This is a genomic window from Natronincola peptidivorans (assembly GCF_900111615.1).
Classification (GTDB): Bacteria; Bacillota; Clostridia; order Peptostreptococcales; family Natronincolaceae; genus Natronincola_A; species Natronincola_A peptidivorans.
Genome location: NZ_FOHU01000028.1, coordinates 1 through 21409 on the forward strand (window position 1 = coordinate 1; position 21409 = coordinate 21409).

At 34.7% G+C, this 21409-nt stretch carries 19 protein-coding genes and 2 tRNA genes; 16 read left to right on the top strand and 5 right to left on the bottom strand.

Annotation, left to right across the window (positions count from 1 at the left end; translation table 11 throughout):
- Positions 1-44: 44 nt before the first annotated feature.
- The 3 genes from BMX10_RS16505 to BMX10_RS16515 all read right to left on the bottom strand — a co-directional run bounded on the left by BMX10_RS16505 (position 45) and on the right by BMX10_RS16515 (position 1828).
- Complete coding sequence (locus BMX10_RS16505; RefSeq protein ID WP_139176377.1) at positions 45-953, bottom strand: IS3 family transposase; 909 nt, start codon at positions 951-953, stop codon at positions 45-47.
- Entirely contained in the window at positions 923-1627 is a 705-nt protein-coding gene (locus BMX10_RS16510; RefSeq protein ID WP_090439969.1) for a helix-turn-helix domain-containing protein, read from the bottom strand. Before BMX10_RS16510 ends, BMX10_RS16505 begins: the two co-directional genes overlap by 31 nt.
- Before the next feature lie 114 nt (positions 1628-1741).
- Positions 1742-1828, bottom strand: a tRNA-Leu gene (locus tag BMX10_RS16515).
- 153 nt (positions 1829-1981) lie between these two features.
- On the opposite strand from BMX10_RS16515, the gene BMX10_RS16520 reads away from it, so the two are divergent.
- The 12 genes from BMX10_RS16520 (at position 1982) to BMX10_RS16575 (ending at position 14845) form a co-directional block, all read left to right on the top strand.
- Positions 1982-2947, top strand: coding sequence for a metal-dependent hydrolase (locus BMX10_RS16520; RefSeq protein WP_090446710.1), 966 nt, complete (start codon positions 1982-1984; stop codon positions 2945-2947).
- 197 nt (positions 2948-3144) lie between these two features.
- Entirely contained in the window at positions 3145-3726 is a 582-nt protein-coding gene (locus BMX10_RS16525; RefSeq protein WP_244272759.1) for an RNA polymerase sigma factor, read from the top strand.
- Between the two features lie 13 nt (positions 3727-3739).
- The gene (locus tag BMX10_RS16530; RefSeq protein WP_090446714.1) at positions 3740-4996 is read left to right on the top strand and encodes a DUF4349 domain-containing protein; all 1257 of its coding nucleotides are present in this window, start codon (positions 3740-3742) and stop codon (positions 4994-4996) included.
- A gap of 220 nt (positions 4997-5216) precedes the next feature.
- Complete coding sequence (polA, locus tag BMX10_RS16535; protein WP_090446716.1) at positions 5217-7907, top strand: DNA polymerase I; 2691 nt, start codon at positions 5217-5219, stop codon at positions 7905-7907.
- Positions 7908-7922: 15 nt separating this feature from the next.
- A complete protein-coding gene (gene coaE / locus BMX10_RS16540; protein WP_090446718.1) occupies positions 7923-8519 on the top strand; it encodes a dephospho-CoA kinase in 597 nt (198 codons plus the stop codon).
- A gap of 20 nt (positions 8520-8539) precedes the next feature.
- On the top strand, positions 8540-9109 hold the full coding sequence (locus BMX10_RS16545) for a lytic transglycosylase domain-containing protein (RefSeq protein WP_244272760.1): 570 nt from the start codon (positions 8540-8542) through the stop codon (positions 9107-9109).
- A 202-nt stretch (positions 9110-9311) separates the two neighbouring features.
- On the top strand, positions 9312-10937 hold the full coding sequence (locus tag BMX10_RS16550) for a peptide ABC transporter substrate-binding protein (protein ID WP_170834870.1): 1626 nt from the start codon (positions 9312-9314) through the stop codon (positions 10935-10937).
- Between the two features lie 109 nt (positions 10938-11046).
- Positions 11047-11132: transfer RNA gene (locus BMX10_RS16555), tRNA-Leu, on the top strand.
- 207 nt (positions 11133-11339) lie between these two features.
- On the top strand, positions 11340-12077 hold the full coding sequence (locus tag BMX10_RS16560; RefSeq protein WP_090446722.1) for a sulfite exporter TauE/SafE family protein: 738 nt from the start codon (positions 11340-11342) through the stop codon (positions 12075-12077).
- Positions 12078-12137: 60 nt separating this feature from the next.
- The gene (locus tag BMX10_RS16565; protein WP_090446724.1) at positions 12138-12710 is read left to right on the top strand and encodes a class I SAM-dependent methyltransferase; all 573 of its coding nucleotides are present in this window, start codon (positions 12138-12140) and stop codon (positions 12708-12710) included.
- Complete coding sequence (locus tag BMX10_RS16570) at positions 12700-13584, top strand: class I SAM-dependent methyltransferase (protein ID WP_090446726.1); 885 nt, start codon at positions 12700-12702, stop codon at positions 13582-13584. The genes BMX10_RS16565 and BMX10_RS16570 overlap by 11 nt, the downstream gene beginning before the upstream one ends.
- Complete coding sequence (locus tag BMX10_RS16575; RefSeq protein ID WP_170834871.1) at positions 13571-14845, top strand: radical SAM/SPASM domain-containing protein; 1275 nt, start codon at positions 13571-13573, stop codon at positions 14843-14845. The genes BMX10_RS16570 and BMX10_RS16575 overlap by 14 nt, the downstream gene beginning before the upstream one ends.
- Positions 14846-14908: 63 nt before the next feature.
- Here BMX10_RS16575 and BMX10_RS16580 read toward each other — a convergent pair whose 3' ends face one another.
- Complete coding sequence (locus BMX10_RS16580) at positions 14909-16174, bottom strand: MFS transporter (RefSeq protein WP_090446730.1); 1266 nt, start codon at positions 16172-16174, stop codon at positions 14909-14911.
- A 162-nt stretch (positions 16175-16336) separates the two neighbouring features.
- Between BMX10_RS16580 and BMX10_RS16585 the strand changes: the two genes are divergently transcribed.
- From BMX10_RS16585 to BMX10_RS16600, 4 genes are all read left to right on the top strand, one after another.
- On the top strand, positions 16337-17641 hold the full coding sequence (locus BMX10_RS16585; protein ID WP_090446731.1) for an alkaline phosphatase family protein: 1305 nt from the start codon (positions 16337-16339) through the stop codon (positions 17639-17641).
- Positions 17642-18036: 395 nt separating this feature from the next.
- Entirely contained in the window at positions 18037-19134 is a 1098-nt protein-coding gene (locus BMX10_RS16590; protein ID WP_244272761.1) for a tyrosine-type recombinase/integrase, read from the top strand.
- Between the two features lie 188 nt (positions 19135-19322).
- Complete coding sequence (locus tag BMX10_RS16595) at positions 19323-20090, top strand: hypothetical protein (protein WP_090446733.1); 768 nt, start codon at positions 19323-19325, stop codon at positions 20088-20090.
- Positions 20091-20287: 197 nt separating this feature from the next.
- Complete coding sequence (locus BMX10_RS16600; protein ID WP_090446735.1) at positions 20288-21142, top strand: hypothetical protein; 855 nt, start codon at positions 20288-20290, stop codon at positions 21140-21142.
- 70 nt (positions 21143-21212) lie between these two features.
- Here BMX10_RS16600 and BMX10_RS18215 read toward each other — a convergent pair.
- A partial coding sequence (locus BMX10_RS18215; protein WP_208976168.1) for a hypothetical protein occupies positions 21213-21409 on the bottom strand: 197 nt, incomplete at its 5' end.

Sequence of the window (21409 nt, forward strand, 5' to 3'; positions counted from 1 at the left end):
TTGAACTGACCTTTGTCAAGTAGACAGGTAATTTAATTAAAAAGTTATGCACATTTGGATGCATGGTTTCGATACTCTAAAGGAGCCATGCATCTTAGTCTTTTTTGAAATCTTTTTCCGTTGTAAAATTTAATATATTCAACTATTTTGCCCTTTAACTCTTCAATTGTTTTAAACTTTTTGCCATAAAACATTTCAGTTTTCAAAACACCAAAAAATCCTTCCATAGGCCCATTATCTATACACTTACCAACTCTAGACATACTTTGAGTCATACCAGCTTTCTGAATTTTATCTCTAAAGATATTACCTGTATATTGAAATCCTCTATCACTGTGAAATATAGGCTTTGCATCAGGATACTTTTGTATTGCTTTATCAAACATGCTAAATACAAGATGATTATTGTTCTTAAAGGATAGTTTGTACTCAATAATACTATTATCATAAAGATCCATAATTGGACTTAAATAAAGCTTTCTTGTGTCTCCAGGAATTGAGAATTCAGTTACATCTGTTAGCCATTTCTCATTAGGAACTTTAGCGGTAAAATCTCTTGATAAAATATTTTCTTTTGTATACTCTGGTTTTATTTTCTTACGATTAACTTTTTTTCTTCTAATCCTAGCTGTAACACCTAAAACATTCATAAGTCTATGTATATATCCTTCTGAGAAGGATTTGTGATTTAGTTTGTTAATGAACATTGTCATCCTTCTATACCCTAAAATTCCATCAAAAGTTATATGATATTCATTAATTAGTGAACATAGCAATTCATCTTGCTTTTCTTTTCGAGGCTTAATTCTATTTTTATGTTTGTAGTATGCACTTCTTGAAATAGCCAGAACTTTACATATCTGAGTTACTGGATAGCCTTTATCCTTAAAAAAATCTACTGACTTGTATTCTGCTTCCTGTCTTACTTGCGAGAGCGAAGTTGCCTTTCGAATTCCTCTTTTTTTTTAAGAACTTCAAGTTCAAATTCTCTTCTTTTTCTCAATGCCTTTTCTTTTTCAAGTTCAAGCTTTAGTTTTTCAACTTCAGTTAAATTACTTTCATCAATTTCAGACTTTGGCTTTGGTCCACGTTTTTGATATTTTAATGCTTCTGGTCCCTTGTCTATATATGCCCTTGTCCATTTGTATACGAGCGCATAAGTAATTGAATACTTATCAGCTGCATCTTTGTAGCTCATATTGTTTTGGGTAACCCATTTTACTATTTCTAATCTCTCTTCAAATGTAGTTTTTCTAGATTTCATGGTATAGACATCTCCCTTAGGATCATAATCCTCTATTTCTATATCATTATACCATTTATTAATCCATCCTCTTAAAACAGAATAAGTAATATTATATTTAGCTGCTAAATCTGGCATTGAATATTTACCTGAGATATATTCTTCTACTACTGACAGCTTAAACTTCTTGCTATATGATCGGTTTCTGCTTGATATATCAAATGCACTAGGTCCATGTTCTTTATATGTTAGATACCATTGACGCACAACTTCCTTTGTAGCTCCAATTTCATCAGCAATTCCTCCAAAACTAATATGACCTTTCTCATAATCTTTGCAAGCTTTAAGTTTTACTTCTTTACTATACTTTGGTTTTCTTCCCATAAAAAATACCTCCAAGTAGATAATCTAATTTTTAATTAATTAGACTGTCTACTTTGGAAGTATCATATCACCTCTATAGTCTATCTTTTTATGTGCCCTTAATGTGGGTACGTATGGTGCCGCGGAAGGGAATCGAACCCCCACGATGTTGCCATCGGCAGATTTTGAGTCTGCTGCGTCTGCCAGTTCCGCCACCGCGGCATATTAAGCTACAAAAGTTATCTTACCATAAATCGTAAAGGATGTCAATCATAAAAACAATAGAAAAAAATACAACTATAAATATGTGTAAGCCTTTGATATAATGGGATAACAGAACTTATGTAAACTATTCGGAATAAAGGGGGAAAAAATATGGACCCAATATCACATGGTGTCATTGGTTTGGCATTGTATAGTCTTGGCAATACACCTACCTTAAGTAGTGCTGCTTGTATCGGAGCTGTCCTTGGCAGTATTTCCCCTGATTTTGATATTGTTGCTAGATTCAAAGGGGATTATGTATATTTAAATCATCATCGAGTAGAGACCCACTCCATTCCTGGACTTGCTATACTGTCTGGACTCATCACAATAATTCTATCCCTTGGATATAGTACCTTTTCTTTTTATGAGGTTTTTTTATGGACTTTTTTAGGGGGATTATCCCACAGCTTTTTTGATTACCTCAATTCATATGGGGTAGCATTATTATATCCTTATAATAAGAAAAAGTATTCTTTAAATTTGTTGATGATTTATGATCCTGTGATTATACTATTATCCTTATATAGTATCGTATTTAGACCGAGAACTGTTATGCAATACAGTATTATGGTTGGTATCAGCACTATCTATCTACTGTATAGATGGTTCGATAGAAGTAGATTAAGCAAAAATCTAAGAGGATGCTTTAAGGAAAAAGATTGCATAAGAAATCTTAATATAATGCCCTCTGACTTTAATCTATTAAAATGGGATTATATTGTAGAGACGGATAATCGTTATATCGTAGGGGAAATCAATAGTATAACCCTCAGAAACCAGGTTATAAAAAAGCTCACCAAGAGGGCTGCACCCATAATAGAAAAATCTCTAAAGGATCAATTAGGGGTCTATTTTAGCAATTTCACACCGATTTTTCATATTGACCTAATCAAAGAGAAGGAAAAATTCATTGTTCGAATGACAGATCTAAGATATCGTTTTAGAAATGAATTTAAACATCATGCATGTTTTTATTACAACCAAGAGGAAAATCTAATAAAAAGTGTATTTCATCCCTTTAGCCTCAATAACGCTATAGAGATATATAATCAAAAGTCAGTGGATTCCCGATGAATCAGATCACTAAAACCTGCTAGTTACCAAGATGCTAGCAGGTTTTGTCTAATGGTGAAATGTATCGATAATCATTTGATTTTTTATAATACTTTTCCCAAAGAAAGCTTTGTTATTTTCCTTAAATAGCAGTACAATGTTTTTAGGAACAAAATATAATTTTTTTCGTCTAACAAAATACAAGGAAGTGGAAGGGAGTGAGTTTGTTGCAACATCAAGAAAAACTCCTAATAGTGAAGGCAAAAAACGGCGACATTGAAAGCTTTGAGCTATTAATAAGCGCCTACCAGAAAAGAGCCTTCAACATAGCCTATCGGGTATTGGGAAACATAGAGGATGCCAATGATGTAACCCAAGAAGCGCTGATAAAGGTCTATAAATCGATTCATAATTTTAAAGGAAACAGTAGTTTCTCTACATGGCTGTATTCTATTGTCAACAATGCCTGTATCGATTTTATACGTAAAAACAAAAAGGTAAAGCTCCTGTATATAGACAAACAGGAGGAAGACGGTTATCAAAAAGAAATACCTGACGAAATAAATACTCCGGAGTGTTTATTTGAAAAAAATGAAGTGAAGAGAATGATACATGATGCCATTAATCAACTGAATTATGAACAGAGAACCATTATAGTATTGAGAGATATTCAAGGGTTTAGCTATCAAGAAATAGGGGAAATTTTAAATATTTCTGAGGGAACTGTAAAGTCACGGATTAATCGAGCCCGTAATAATCTAAAAATCCTAATAAGTGAAACTATGAAGGTGACTTCTTGAAAGGAGGGATACAATGGATTGCAAAAACTTTGATTTAAATATATCTTCTTATGTAGATGATTATCTTACCCAAGAAGAAAAACAAATATTTGAAAAACATATGAATGAATGTGATTTATGTAAAATTAAATATGATAATTTTGTATTCATGATAGATGCTGTTAATGAAACAGATGAAATAGCTTTACCTAAAAACTTTACTGCAGAATTAAGCAAAAGATTGAGAGAAGACACTCCACAGAAAAAGAAAAATCTTCCAAAGAATTGGAAGCTGATTACAGCTATTGCAGCTAGCATGTTGGTTGTAGTTGCTTCAGCTACTATGCTAATGAACAGCTCCCCTCTTAACACCAAGAGCACAAGTGATCAGGCTGCTGGGGAAAGCGGCAGGATGCATATCACCATGACGGAAGAAGCAGATATGGCAATGGATTTTGGTGCTGCAGAAGCCCCAAGGGCAGCTAGAGAAACGGAGAATCAAGCCTTTCTCCAGGATCAGGAGAAGGTAGAAATAGAGGCTTTTACAGATGATGCTCTAGGGATGGAGACCACTATAACTGCCACCGAAAGAAAAATCATACAAAGAGGTCGGATGGCTTTAGAGGTGGAGAATTTTGACGAAGTGCATGATGAGGTTCTGAAGATAGTAGAAAATGCCAATGGATATATTCAGCACAGGGAGGTTTATTATTACCATCAGGACCGCATGAATCCAGAAGAATCTCTTAAAAATGCAAGCATGGAGCTAAGGATACCTAGTCAGAATTTTGTCAGCATATTTGATAGAGTAAAAGAACTGGGAACAGTGGTGGAGGAAAACACCTCTGGAGAAGATATAACAGATAGCTATCTAGATATTGATAATCAAGTTACAAACCTAAAGGTGCAGGAGGAAAGATTAAGAGATATTTTACAAAGAGCTGAAAAAGTAGAAGACTTATTACAAATAGAAAATGAGTTGAACCGTATAAGAACCCAAATCAATTATTTAACTGGCACCCTTAAAAACTATGATGGTCTAGTATCTATGGCTACCATTAACCTCCACATAAGACAGGTAAAGGAGAGTAATATAGCAATACAATCTATTGATGAAGGATTATGGAGTAGAGCGAAAAGTAATTTTGTTCATTCTATAAATAGCATTATTAAGCTATTTGAAAGAGGATTTATTGGACTATTTGGTGCGCTCCCTTCATTGATGCTGCTAGCTATAATAGGAAGCCCCATAGGCTATTTTGCATATAAAAAATGGCATAAAAAAATCTAAGATTATACTGCTGAAAATTTTTCATTCATGGATTATTTGTTAAACCCAGCACCCTGATCTATATAAATATATGGAGGAGGCTGGGTTTTCTTGTGATAAGTGGAAAGAGGTGATTTTTTTTATTTCCTTGTCTATACTATAAAGAAGCTAATAATAATTTTACTATAGTGACGATACATGTTAAAATATTGATAAATACTGGAAGAAGGGAAGAATAAAAATGGAAAAAAATCGTATCCTTATTATAGACGGTAATAGTTTAATTAACAGGGCTTTTTATGCTTTACCACCATTGACTACAAAAGAGGGGCAGCATACCAATGCCATCTATGGCTTTATGACAATGCTTTTTAAGGTGATAGAGGAGTATCAACCAGATCATATCGGTGTAGCCTTTGATAAGAAAGCCCCAACCTTTCGCCATAAAGAATATGGCGAGTATAAAGCAGGAAGAAAAAAAATGCCTCCAGAGCTTGCAGAGCAAATGGAGCCATTGAAGGAAGTATTAGATGCCTTAAATATATATAGAATAGAAATCGAAGGATTTGAAGCTGATGATTTAATCGGAACCCTAGCTAAGTACTGTGAAGAAAATGCCTTTGAATCCTTTATTGTCACTGGTGATAAAGATGCTTTACAATTGGCAACAGATAGAACAAAAATATTGATTACCAAAAAAGGCATATCAAATTTGGCGGTCTATGATGATAAAAAGGTACTGGAGGATTTTGAAGTAACGCCACTACAGTTTATAGATCTTAAGGGCTTGATGGGGGATAAATCCGATAATATTCCTGGGGTGCCGGGGGTAGGTGAAAAAACAGCAGTTAAACTAATCAAAGAATTTGGTTCTGTGGAAAATTTGGTACAGAATCTTCAACAGATTTCAGCTGTAAAGCTAAGAGAGAAAATTGAGAGCAATGTCCAACAGGCAATTTTAAGCAAAAAACTAGCTACCATTATAACCAATGTTCCTGTAGAAATGAGCCTAGAGAATTTGAAGCTAGAAGAATTTGATAGAAATAAAGTACTAGAGATATTTAAAAAGTATGAATTCAATAGCTTAATGAACAAAGTGATGAGTACCATGGATGAAAAAAAGGTAGAAAAAGAAGTAAGAGAAGAAAGTACAACCTTTTTGCATCCTATAGAAGACACAGAAACATTAGAAACAGTAATCAATAGCTTAAAGGAAAAAGGACAGTTGGTTTTCAAATCAATAACAGAAGAAAAAAACATAGTTCAGGATCAGGTAATAGCGTTAGCTGTGGCGGCAGATGACAGCAATTATTATTACATAGACTTAAGAAATTTCCAAGATACAGACAGAGTTATAGAACTGCTTAAGGAATTATTGGAAGCTGAAAATATTGAAAAAATAAGTCATGACGCCAAAAAAGAGCTGGTGCACTTTTATCCTTTGGGAATCGAAATAAAAAATATTGGTTTTGATACCATGATTGGAGAATACCTAATCGATCCTACCAAAACCAATTACAGCATAAAAGAGTTAGCCATGCATTATTATGGAGAAAATTTGATGGAGGAGGAAGAGCTAAGAGGAAAAGGGAAAAATAGGCTAGATGTGGTGGAAATACCTAGAGAAAAACTGCAGCTTTATTTATATCAGCAGGTAAAGATCATTGTTGGTTTAAAGAAAGCTATTGAAGAAAAAATGCAAGAACTACAGCTAACCAATCTCTATTATGAAGTAGAGCTGCCATTGATTGAAGTTTTAGCCACTATGGAGTTTAAAGGAATCAAGATAGATGCCAATATGCTGGATAGCTTTAAGGTAGAATTCAAAAGTAAAATAGATAAATTAACAGAAGAGATCTTTGCATTGGCGGGAGCTACCTTTAACATTAATTCTCCAAAGCAGCTTGGAGAAATACTATTTGACAGATTACAGCTGCCACCGATAAAAAAGACAAAAACTGGCTATTCCACAAATGTAGAGGTGTTGGAAAAGCTCTATGATAAGCATGATATTATACCCAAAATCCTAGACTATCGTCAGGTAACCAAACTAAAAACCACCTACATAGACGGATTGTTAAATATTATCAATCCTATTACCAAAAGAATTCACTCTAATTTTAACCAAACCGTAACTGCTACTGGAAGAATTTCTAGTACTGAACCAAACCTTCAAAACATACCCATTAAACTAGAGATGGGTAGACAGCTAAGAAAGGTCTTTATAGCTGAGGATAACCATAAATTTGTTGATGCAGATTATTCACAAATCGAACTAAGGGTGCTAGCCCATATATCAGAGGATGATAATCTCTTAGAATCTTTTTTACAGGATCAAGATGTACATACCAGAACAGCATCAGAAATCTTTAATGTTTCTATGGAGGAAGTAACTCCTTCCATGAGAAATAGTGCTAAAGCCGTTAATTTTGGCATTGTGTATGGCATTAGTGATTTTGGATTAGCAGAAAACCTAAATATCTCAAGATATAAAGCAAAAAACTATATTGACAGCTATCTTGAGAAATACGTATCCGTCAAGGAATATATGGAGGAGTCTGTAAAAGCAGCAAAGAAGAACGGTTATGTAGTGACATTGTTAAATCGTAGAAGATATTTACCGGAGATTGCTTCTAAAAACTTTAACATTCGTTCCTTTGGAGAGAGAATCGCTATGAATACACCCATCCAAGGAAGTGCTGCCGATATTATTAAGATCGCTATGGTAAAGGTGTATAAGAGATTAAAGGAGGAAAATCTTGAAGCTAAACTAATTCTCCAGGTGCATGATGAACTCATTGTAGAGTGTCCTAATGAGGAATTAGAGAAAACAAAGACAATTGTAAAGGAATCAATGGAGGAGGCCATGAGCTTAAAGGTACCATTGAAGGTGGATTTAGCCTATGGAGATACATGGTATGATACAAAATAAGGAGTCGTTGCAGCAATGAAGATTATCGGGTTAACTGGAGGTATTGCCACTGGGAAGAGCACAGTATCTAAGCTTCTCAAGGATAAGGGAGCTATTATCATTGATGCTGATATAGTTGCTCGCAAAATTGTTGAAAAAGGAAAACCAGCTTTAAATGAGATTACAGAAAACTTTGGCAAGGAAATCCTATTAGAAAATGGAGAATTGGACAGAAGGAAGCTAGGTAGAATCGTTTTTAATGATCCTTCCTCTTTAAAAAAATTAAACGAAATCACACATCCTAAAATATTACAAGAAATACAAAAAGAAATAAATTATTATAAACAACATGAATCCCATCGTGTTATAATAATAGACGCTGCATTATTGATAGAAACTAACATGAAAGATATGGTGGATGAAATATGGTTAGTGACTATATCGGAAGAAATACAAAGAGCAAGATTAATGAAAAGGGATAGCATAGGAGTAGAAGAAGCTTCAAAGCGGATGGAAGCTCAAATGTCCATAAAAGAAAAGCTGCCTTATGCCCACAAAATCATAGATAATTCTGGAGATTTAAATGATTTAGAGATACAGGTAAAAAAGCTGTGGGAGTGGGTTCATAAGTAACCTTGTTGGAGGGATTGTTTTTGCTAAATACCATGACAAAAAAATTCATACGTCTTGCTGTAACTATTCTTATTATTATAGCAATTGTTGTAGCCCTTCAAAATACTAGATGGGCATTACAGGTTGTTTTTCCTTTCCATTATGAGGAAATAATTGAATTGTATGCAGAAGAGTACGATGTAGACCCACACCTTGTGGCAGCTATTATACGAAATGAAAGTAGATTTAACCCCAATGCATTGTCCCGTAGAGACGCAAAAGGACTCATGCAGATTGCTCCTATCACAGGGAGATGGGCTGCAGAGAGATTTCCTATTGAAGATTATACTGAAGAAATGCTCTATGATCCAGAACTTAATATTCATATAGGATGCTGGTATTTAAGGATACTACACAATGAATTTGATAATAATCTTCAGTTAATTATAGCCGCTTATAATGCAGGGAACGGAAATGTTTCAAAATGGTTGGAAAACCCTGAGTATAGTAAAGATGGAGAGACATTAAGTGAAATTCCATTTCCAGAAACAGATAACTATCTAAAAAAGGTCCTTAGAGACTATAAAATATACCAGTGGATTTATAGATAGTAACAAGAAGAATTACTATATAAAAGCATCAAATATTAATAGAAAATCCTATAATACATGACTATAGGAATACAGATCATAAGCTTTGACTAAAAATGGAAGATTCTTAAGGTTTTAAGTCAGTAACAAATGTATTATAATGGTTATTGTAAAGCCTATCATCATCATGATTGCATATAGCTTCTATAAAGGAGGATACACTTTGAAAAACAAAAGATATATAATCATACTACTAATTGCAATACTAACGATTGTTTTAGCTGCATGCAGCACAGAAGAACCAATTAACTCAGAGGAAGAAATAGAAGAAATAATAGAAGAGTATGAACCAGCAGATGGAGGGACTTTAAATATATCTGTCACTAGATTTAATACGCTAAACCCTCTTTTCAACAATAACTATAGCTTATTTCAATTACATCATTTAGTCTATGAAGGTTTGGTCAGCTTTGATGAAAACATGGATATTCAACCTCAACTGGCGGAAAGCTGGAATATAGCGGACGATGGACAGAGTATTCAATTTACATTAAGAAAGGATATTACCTGGCATGATGGTCAGCCTTTTACAGCTCAGGACGTTATTTTCACAATAGATTTAATTAAAGGAAACATAAGAAATGTAACAGGCACCTCTATTTTCAGAACAAGCTTACAGCAAATATCTGACATAAGGGAAATAGAAGATGGTGTGATTAATGTAACCTTTACTAGGCCCTTTAGTAATGGCCTGGAGGCCATGACCTTTCCAATCCTTCCAAAGCACCTATTTGAAGGAAATAATATTGAAAAGATTAACAATGGAGATTTTCAAATGATTGGAACTGGTCCTTTTCAATTAGAAGCATATGAAACTATGAGAAATATGAAGCTGATAAGAAATAATAATCATTGGGGCAAGAGGCCTTATATAGAAGCAGTTGATGTTGTGATTGTTCCGGACTCAGAAGCACAATTATCGGTTTTTGAAAATGGTGATATTGATTTAGCGCAGCCTATTTCTATAGATTGGGCAAAGTATTCAGATAGCAAAGACGTAGAAGTATACGAATTTATTTCTAATAACTATGAATTTTTAGGAGTAAACTTTAGAAATTCTATTTTAGCCCACAAGAATATAAGAAAAGCCATTGCTTATGGTGTAGATCGTCATAAGCTGATCAACAATATATTTTTAGGACATGGAACTATAGTAGACGTACCTGTTTACCCATTATCATCAATCTATGATGAAGACAGCCTTCTTTATGGTTATGATAAAAATCAAGCAATAGAGTTATTGGAGAAAAGCGGATATACACTTAATGGAGACTACACTATTGGAACCAATGAAGATGGAAACACCTTAACCTTTGATTTGATTACCAATAAAGATAATATCGTGAGAGAAAAAACCGCTTACTTTATTCAAGAAGAATTAGCTGAAGTTGGGATAGAAATAAACATTGAATCCTTAGAATGGGATGAGTTTAATGACAGAATCAATACAGGAAATTTTGACCTAGTTCTAGGGGGATGGGAACTATCATCCATTCCAGATCTGTCTTTTGCTTTCCATTCTTCACAAATAGGCGGAAGCAACTTTATATCCTATCAAGATGAAACAATGGATGAACTACTAGAAGAAGCCTTCAGGGCATCTAGTCCATCAGAAAAACAAAAAAAATACAGTGAGTTACAAAACCATATAGTAGAAGAAGTGCCTTATGTAAGTCTGTTTTTCAAAAATGGATCTATCGTTGTGAGAGATAAAGTGAAAGGTGAATTCCAACCGAATTATTACAATTTATTTAATGGTATAGAAAACTGGTTTATTAACACAAAATAGTATAAGTAGGTGATGGGAGCTGCCAAAAAGCAGCTCTCATATAGTAGTTGACATAGACACACAACCATATTATAATATTATAGTGCTGATCACAAAAAATATAAAACATGCGGATGTGGCGGAATCGGCAGACGCGCTATCTTGAGGGGGTAGTGAGCAACGCTCGTATGGGTTCAAGTCCCGTCATCCGCACCAATCAATAATTTAACTACCTAATCGATAGGTAGTTTTTTTATACATAAAACTCTAATTTTGCAAATAAGGGGACAGTTCAAGTGGTTTTATATTTTAGATAAGTAGCACAAAAAATGAAAACTATCAATAAAATGTGGTAGAATAGATTGAAGTGAAAAGAAACGGTTAGACATAAAAGTATTCAGACTATAGTAATGGAGGATCATTATGGAGGAATTATTAACACAATTGATTATTGGAACTGTCGTCATCCTTTTAGCATCAACTATTCAGGGAATCACTAGCTTTGGCTTTTCTTTAATTGCATTACCGTTATTAGGTATGATTTTGCCATTAAAAGTAGTAGTTCCAGTACTGATTATTTTCAGTCTGGTATTAAATAGCATTATATTATATCATATCAAAGAATATGTTGATTTTAAAAGGATATCTATTTTAGTGGCAGCAGGTATTGTGGCTACACCATTTGGCACCTATCTACTGAAGGTATTAGATGAGAGTTTTCTAAACCTACTGGTTGGTATAATCATAACCTTTGCAGCAATCATTAATTTTTATGGAGTTAAAATAAAAGTAAATAATGAGAAATTATCTTATATACCTGTTGGACTGATTAGCGGATTGTTGAATGGCAGTGTTTCCCTAGGTGGGCCTCCAATCGTTCTTTTTCTAACTTATCAGGCTGTGGAAAAACAAATATTTAGGGCAAACCTCACTCTATACTTTTGGATATTAAATATCATTACAATACCTACCTACTATTATAATGGACTTATTACACATGAGGTAATTCAGTATACTGCCTATTTATTCCCAATACTCATAGCAGGAACATTACTTGGTATTAAGCTTGGGAATAGGGTAGATGAAAATCTATTTAAAAAGTTTACATTGAGTTTAATTATGGTGATGGGTGCCTTGTCCATCATTTCTGGAATTGCATAGACAAATGAAGCACCATGAATTGGAAGCTTTGACAGCACATGTAAAGGTAAAGGTGATGAAATGAAGAGTTTTGACAGGGTTTATAGGCATTATGATGGCTTTATGAAGCTATTTAAGCTTTATAAGGTGGAGGAAATTATGAATGCTTTAGAATTGCAGGGAAATGAGATGGTTGTAGATATTGGTGGGGGAACAGGATACCTGGCAAAAAACTTATCCAATAGCTGTAAGAAAATTTATGTGCTGGATCAGAGTGAAAAAATGCTTTCTTTGGTTGAAGAAAATGAAAAGGTAGAAGCTGTTGTTGGGGATGGCATGGCAACTGGATTTGAAGACAGCAGCATGGATGTGGTGATCCTCTCTGATGTACTGCATCATGTAAAAGAACAACAGGAGATATTGCTGGAGATCAGTAGAATTCTAAAGCCTAAAGGGAAGCTGTTAATCTTAGATTTCAATAAAAATCATTTTAAAACCAAAATACTTCATTGCTTTGAGCATGTTTTATTTGGAGGGGTGTTTTATAGGACAGCCTGTGAAGTAAAGGACTTAATCAAAGAAAAATTTGACCTGATGAAAGAGATAGATAAAAAATACTATTTCATCATAGTGGGGGAAAAGAATGATCAATAAACTAAAGCTATATGGCAATATGCTGCCTAAAATCCTGAGAAAAGAGGTTGTTAACAACCTGGATTATAGAGCCTCCTATAATGATGCAGCCAGTACCTATGGATGCTGGTTAGAAAAAATGGGTGGTTTCACCGACAATATAATAAAGCCCCATTATATGCCTCCAAAAAAAACAGTAAAAATACTGGATTTTGCCTGCGGTACAGGATATATAAGCAGAAAGCTGATAGAAATGGGGATTCCTTGTGAAATCACAGTGGTGGACCTTTCGGAGAAAATGCTGGAGGCATGTGCTGACTTATCCCAAAGAGGTGTTAAGCTGGTCCATATGGACGGACTGGATTTTCTTGAAAGTACAGATGAGACCTTTGATATGATTTACTGCGGATGGGCATTACCCTATTTTCAGCATAAAGTATTATTAAAAAACTTTATGAAGGTATTGAATACAGGAGGCATTGTAGGGGTCATCGCCAATAGTAAGGGGACCCTTTCAAAAATGGAAGAGATTTTTTTAAGTGTAATGGAAGAAGATGTAGAGAATGTAAAAAAGCCTATGGATATTCGTTTCAACCTGCCAAATGGGCAAGAAGGTTTAAGAAAATGGTTTGAAGGACAAGGCTTTAGCACATTGGAAATCGACGAAGGCGAAGCGGTGTTTTCCTTTAACAGACCGGAACAGTTGTTGGAGTGGCTCAATAAGACGGGAGCCTTAGCGGGAACGATGATGATTTTTGACAGCTATGAAAGGGCAAAACCCAATCTTATAAAAGAGATTACAAAACAAAAGCTTCAGCAGGATCAGTATGTAATCAATCATAAATTTGTCTATGGCATCTTTAGATATGGGGGGGAAAACTGTGAATACAAATAAAATCCTTATGCTGATGAAAATGGCCTTTGATGGAGACGTAATGAAAGGTTTATATAGAACCTATAACATCCTAAAAGAGGATAAAAATTTCAACATGATAAAATTTGTGACAATGATGACCAACATGTTAAAGGGTGAGAAAATCCTTAAGCATGAAGGACAGTATATACTCAGTACATTTATGCCTCCCTTTCCATCGGAATCATTTTATACCAATATTATGGCGGTGAAGGAGCCGAAGGATATATTTACCCAGCAGAGCTTTGCAAAAAGATCTGCTCCAATATCCATTTACTTAAGCGTCACCCATAAATGTCCCAACAATTGCCTTTATTGCAGTGCAGATAATAAGCAGGATGAAAGAGAACTGACTACTGAAGAATGGATTAGGGTAATAAAAGACTTGCAGGACATGAATACATCCATCATAGGCTTGACGGGTGGAGAGCCTATGATTAGGGAGGATATTTTTGGCCTTGTGGAGGCAATTGATAAAAGAAGCACGGCAATATTATTCACAAGCGGTTTAAATTTAACACTGGAGAAGGCAAGGGAGTTAAAAAGAAGGGGACTATTTAGTATAGGAATTAGCTTAGATTCCCATGATAGAAAAATACACAATAAAAATAGAAGAGATGACAGAGCCTTTGACAGAGCATTACAGGCCATGCAAAATGCGAAAGAAGCAGGTCTATATACCATGGCACAAACAGTGATTTTAAAGGAGCATCTTCAGGAGGAGGAATTATTTAAGCTCTTTAGACTAGCGAAGGAAAATGGTGCTCATGAGGTGAAAATATTAGAGCCTATTTTAAGTGGAAGTCTTTTGAAGGAAGAAAACCTAGATAAGATCCTCTATGATGGAGCATCAAGGAAGAAATTGATGGAAATACAGCATAAGGCCAATAGAAGGAGGGAATTTCCTAAAATAAGCACCTTTGCCTATACAGAAAGTGAAGAAAAATTTGGTTGTGGTGCAGGAGCCCAGCACTCCTATGTCAGTGCTGGCGGCCATCTATATCCCTGTGACTTTATTCCTATGAGCTTTGGCAATGTTACTGAGAGGAGCATAAAGGAGTTATGGCAGGAAATGAGTGCTGCCATAGGTACTCCAAAGATTGGCTGCTTTGCTCAAAAGATAAACAGAAGGGTGTATCAAGCATCAGAAGGCAAGCTTCCTTTAAATAAAAAGCAATCTGAGGAGATTTGCTTAGAAAACAGATCAAGCACCTTTCCACAGTATTATAAAAGTCTGCAGTAGCCTCAAAATCCCCCACTTCAAGTGATGAACTAAGTGGGGGATTTGTACTATCCTTTATGGAAATTAATTGGTCTGGAGGCTAGCTTTCTGTGGTGATTTCTTTTCTGCAATCATAAATATGGTGGCACCTATGATAAATTGAATCATGACACTTAACACACCAAAGCGTGAGCTGCCTGTAAGCTGACTGGAAAGTGCAAAAAGGGTCGGACCCATGATGGCAGAAAACTTACCAAAAATATCATAGATTCCGAAGAATTCATTGGCATTTTCCTTTGGTATCATTTTGCCATAGTGAGAGCGGGAAATGGCTTGAATACCACCCTGAGCACTGGCAACCAGCATAGCAATCCCCCAGAACTCTAAGGCGGTTGTCATTCGATAGCCAAGGATACAAATAAGCATATAAATAAAAATACCTGACATGATCATTTTGCTGCTACCAAACCTTTCAGCAAGCCTTCCAAAAATAATAGCACAGGGAAAAGCAACGATTTGTATTACCATTAAAGCCAACAGCATCGTTTCACTGCCTATGCCTATGCTGTCTCCATAGACTGTTGCCATTCGGATGATGGTACCGACACCATCAATATAAAAGAAATAGGCTAATAAAAACAAGAATATTTTACGGTATTTCTTTACATTGCCAAAGGTTTTTCTTAAGCGGTTGATACTTTCAACTATCATTTTTGGTCCATGCTCTATGTAATGAATTTGTTTAACATTTTTCAGCATCGGTATTGAAAATACAGCCCACCACACTGCTGTAATCATGAAGGATATTTGTGTTGCCAATAGGACAGGTATACCTATTTTTTCACCAAACATAATTAAGGCGATGGAGATTACAAAGGGAATGGTACTGCCGCCTATATAGCCTATGGCATAACCATAGCTAGATACACGATCCATTTTATCCTCAGTCGTTACATCCACAAGAAATGCGTCATAAAAAATATTGGCTCCGGAAAAGCCTATAACTGTAATAATATAAATTCCCAGGATCACCTGCCATTGATCAGTGAAGGCTAAGGCTGCTGTTGATATTAACCCTATAACAAGAAATACTCTAAATAGCCGCATTTTCATGTTTTTGTAGTCCCCTAGGGTGCCTAGAATTGGAGCGAATAAGGCTACAATGATGGAGGCAACTGCTGTACCATATCCCCAATAGGAATCAGCAATATTTGGATTGATTCCTGCACCTCTTGTCACTGACTTAAAGAAAATTGGCAGTACAGCTGCAGTAATGATGGTTGAATAGGCTGAATTGGCCCAATCATACATCATCCAGCTTTTTTCTTGCTTTGTAAAATGCTTTAACATTATTTTGAATCCCCCTTCCCATAACCTATAATCCTATTGTATATTATTTTTTTTATTCCAGCAGTAAAAATTTATCAAACTTCTGTTATTTTTATAGGATAGCCGATTGTTTTGGCTTATAATAAAAGTATATAGCAATATGACAAATATTGGGAGGATAAAATGAATTCAAAAATGAAATGCAACGACAGAAATCTTGTAAAACACTTAATGGTTATTTCGATTGACGCTTTTTCTGAAGACAATTGGCAGGAGGCAAAAAAGCTCCCCAATCTATCCTATTTGATTAGTAACGGTAGCTATACTCCACAGCTGAAAAGCGTTTTTCCTACCCATACCTATGTAGCCCATACTACCATGGTAACTGGCGTCTATCCTGATAAACATGGGATCATCCATAATCATCCATTTCAACCCTTTGTACCAGAAAACCAACAGCATTGGTATTGGTATAGGAAAGATATCAAGGTACCCACTATATACGATTTAGCCAAGGAGCATAGCATGAAAACCGCAGGATTGCTTTGGCCAGTATCCGGCGGAGCCTCCATAAAGTACAACCTGCCGGAGGTAGCAGCCATAAAAAATGAAAATCAGGTTTTAAAGATACTAAAAAATGGGAACCCCCTTTACTGTATTGGTTTAGAGCTAAGGCTTGGCAGATATAGAAAGGGCATCAAGCAGCCACATCTAGACGACTTTACCACCCTATGTGCTGTTGATACCATCAAAAGAAAAAAGCCAAATCTGCTGCTGCTGCATCTAATCGATCTGGATGATACCAAGCATAACAATGGCACCGATGTTAAGGAGGTACAGGATGCTCTTGTAAGGATGGATAGAAGAGTAGGGGATATAATAAAGGCTGCCAAGGATGCAGATATCATAGAAAATACAGTTTTTCTTATCCTTGGAGATCATGGTCAGTTTAATGTGGATTATAAGGTTTATTTAAACAATCTATTAAAGGACCAGGGCTTAATCTATGAAGAGAATGGCAAATTACAATGGCGTGCTTATCTACAGAGCACCGGCGGCAACGCCTATCTTCACATCAAGGATGGAGATCAAGAAGGGGAGTCCATTGCCATTGACATTCTGACAAAAGCTATGGATGAGGAAAGATATGGGATAGAAGCTATCTATGATAGAAAAAAGCTAGACAGCCTCCATGTGCATAAGGACATAAAGTATGTAGTTGAAGCTAAGGTAGGCTTTTCCTTTGATGATGCCTTAAAGGAACCAACAATAGAAAGCTATATAGAAAAAGGCATCAAATACGCTACCCATGGATATTCTCCTGAAAAGCCCAACTTTAAATGCATATTTATCGCTTCAGGCACAAATATCAAAAAAAACCATCCTCTAGGACCAATAGAAATGGTAGATATCGCCCCAACCATGGCTAGAATCTTGGGTCTAGATTTTTATCCATGTGATGGTAAAGTGCTGACAGACCTATTTTAGACAAGGAAATAGTGCCTTGTCTAATTTTTACATCAAAATGCTTTAATTCTCTCCTGCAATAAAGTCGAAATTAATCGAAAAATAATTGGAGGATATTGGAATTATTAAGGGAATCTTTATATAAAACGAGTGAGGATATTATCATGGTATGGACTGAAGGCGGATAAAAGGGCTAGCGGTGCCAGCTTTTTTAAAAAATAAAGCCATTTTAAATAAGATATAAGGGCCATTTAATTCGATATCTTTAAGGATTTTAAAAGCAAACCTAAATATTAGCAAATTAATCATATAGAAGTAGAAGAGAGCTTCTTAAAATATAATGATAACAGGAATACACAAAAGCCTAATAATGCTATTTGACAGAGTAAAGATAGAATATTTAAGATATTAGGGGGTTGAACAGTGGGATAAAAGTATTTGAGGTTGATAAAGAAAAGTTAGCAGTAACTTTTTCTTACAATAGTAAAATTGTAGAGAAAATTAAAAAGATTGATGGGCGAATATGGGATCAAGAACAAAAAAGATGGGTTATTCCAAATAATAGTGTAAGTATCAATCAATTAGCTAAGCTTTTTGAAAAAGAGGGTATTATTTGGGCTGATGAAATAAACTATCCATCTGGCCATGATGCTTATTCATTAGACTCAGATGAAAACCAGTTATTAACAGAAATGGGCAAGATAATTACACTTAAAGGATATAGTTTAAAAACTAGAAAGGCGTATTTAGGCCATGTAAAGCGTTTCATAGAATTTATAAAGAAACCTCCATACCAATTAGAAAAAGAAGATATATCAAAGTATATGTTATTTTTATTAGAGGAGCAAGAAAGCAGTCATGCATATGCTAATCAAGCCTTGTCATCTTTAAAAATATTATATGATTCTGTACTAGACAAGGAAAAGGTAGATTTTAACATTCCAAGACCAAAAAAAGAAAGAAAACTGCCAAATATCTTGAGTCAAGAAGAAGTCTTGACAATATTGCAGTCGTTAAAAAACAAAAAGCATAGGGCTCTTCTATTTCTAATCTATTCAGCTGGATTAAGAGTTGGAGAAGTGGTTCGGTTAAAGATAGAAGATATAGATAGTAAAAGAATGTTAATACATATAAGACAAGGGAAGGGAAGAAAGGATCGATATACAATCTTATCAGAAGCAGCATTGAACATACTTAGGGAGTATGTGAGGGTAGAAAGGCCCCAAAAGTGGCTTTTCCCTGGGGGAAAGGAGGGAAATTTCTTAACAGAAAGGTCAGTACAAAGAGTTTTTGAAAATGCATTAAAAGATGCAAAAATTATAAAAAAAGCCTCTGTGCATACTCTAAGACACTCTTTTGCGACACATCTTTTAGAAGGAGGAACTGACTTAAGATATATTCAAGAGTTGTTAGGACATAATAGCTCAAAAACAACAGAAATATATACTCATGTATCAAAGACAAATCTAAGTAAGATTGAAAGTCCTTTAGATAGCTTAATTAAAGGGTCATGATAAGATGTCGAAAACAATAAACAAAATTGATGAATGTAAGAATAATGAAATTAGAAGATAAGGAAATATTCACGACATAGTGTCGCAAATCCATCTATATTGATAAGTAAAAGCGACATGTGATTTCGTGAATGCAGAAGTTATATGAAATTATAGCTTTCAAGGAGTATATAAAGGGGGTTAGAAAATTGAACATCATTATTGACGAGACAGCAATGAATAAATTCAGCTTAATAATTGGTATTTTAGGAATTATTATAGGTTATGTTTTATATCTAAAAGGACAAAAACTAAGAATTCCTTATTGGGATATTAGAACAAATAATTTAATAAATAATTTCACCTCCAAGATTAGTAAATTAGACATAAAATTTATGGACAAAGATATTAATAATTTATCTGTTAGTAAAATAGTGTTCTGGAATGGTGGAAGAGAAGTAATTGATATTGAAGATATATCTAAATTGAATAATCTTTGTATAAAACCAACAAAGGAAGGTGTGATGATTTTAGATTGTAAAGTAATAAGTAGAAACTCTGAAGCAAGTCAATTTGAGGTTGATTATGATGAAGAAAAAAATGAAGTCATAATGAAGTTTGATTATTTAAATTATAGATGGGGAGCCGTCATTGAAATAATACATACTGGGGTAGAATCAAAAGATCTTGAAATTGATGGAAGTATAAAAGGGGTCCAGAGTATTAAAAAGAAAAAGATTAGTGAGGTCCCAAACAATGGTTTAGTTAGTATTTTTTACACAAAGAAGATGAGTATTTCAATTAAACGGTTTATTTATACTATATACTCTATAGCATTTGCTATACTAGTATTCGTGGTATTTCGTGAATTTATTGGACTAGCATTGGTAGTCTTAAGTTTTCCCTTTATAGGATTATTACTAACGTGGAAAAATGTAGCTCCAAAGGATCTAGAACATTTTTTAAGAGAGTTATAAAAAGACTGTATTATAACTTCATATAACAGTGCATTGCCAGCTCCGCTGCGCTCCGACCCAAACCTTTTCGCTGGGAGACAAGCTCCGCCAAGAAGCATTCCTTTGGGGTCCAGCTCAAAGGCTTCGGCAATGCGAGACGTTATATGACAGTCGTGTATTTTCATATATGTACGAGCCCTAATAAAGGAGTGTATAAATTGAAATTTGAATTGAACTTATTACAAAACTCTCATGATTACATTAATAACTCGTTTGATTTATATCTAATTGCTGACGAATTTGGAACACATGATGAACAGAGAACTTTGTTTAAAAACAAAGTAAGATGGAAGCTTGCATTTATAACTATGGTACAAGCTTTTGAACTACTCCTTAAAGAAATTCTATATCAAGTTCATCCAAACTTAATTTATGAGAATATAGATGCCGAAAAAGTAACCGATAGAAATACAATTAGTTTTCGGCAAGCGATAAATAGAATTAATAATTTTACTGATTACTCCATTGAAAAAGAAAAAAAGCAGTTTCTAATAAACTGTTCAAAGCTGAGGAATGAATTTATTCATTATAAAGTAAATATTCAATCAGAACAAATCAAGTCAAAGTATAGTAAATTGTATTCATTTTATAAAGAATTGCATTCTAAGTTGGTTGGTGAAAAAATTATTGAGTACTATGATGAGAATCATAAAAATACTGAATTTGAAATTCTCATATATGAAGAAAATTGGACTGTATTCAGGGGAAGAGAGATTAGGAAAGATACTCTGGAGGAGTTTATAGGCGAAATAGAGAAAAATAAAAACTTTAAATATTACGTTAATAAAGAGGGAGACAAGGTAAAAAGAATTAAATTTGGAGATGAAATAAATCGTGTAAGTAGGGATTACATAAATAAATATTGTTTATCATTATATAGCGACTTTGAAATTTGTGATGATTGTAACGCTAAAAGAGAAGAGTTTCACCTTGATGGGTGTGATTTGGAAATCTGCCCATTCTGTTTTGGACAGAAGCTTTCATGCGGCTGTGTCGAGTTAATGGAATTATAAATGAGTATAACTTGAGTTACACGACCATCATATAACAATGTTTTTGCGTAAAGGTGCTTGGAGCATGCATTTAGGGAAAGGTCAGAGCACCACATCCCTTCACCGGGAGCGAAGCTCCGCCAAGAGGCAGGGTCAAGTGGGTCCGGTTCAGGAATGTCGCAAACACGGGAACGTTATCGGACAGATGAGGCAAAGGCCGCGCGTCCTGCGCGGATTTTAGTAAGATGAGCTTTGGAGTTTTAATATTTAGTAAAGTGATAATAGTAA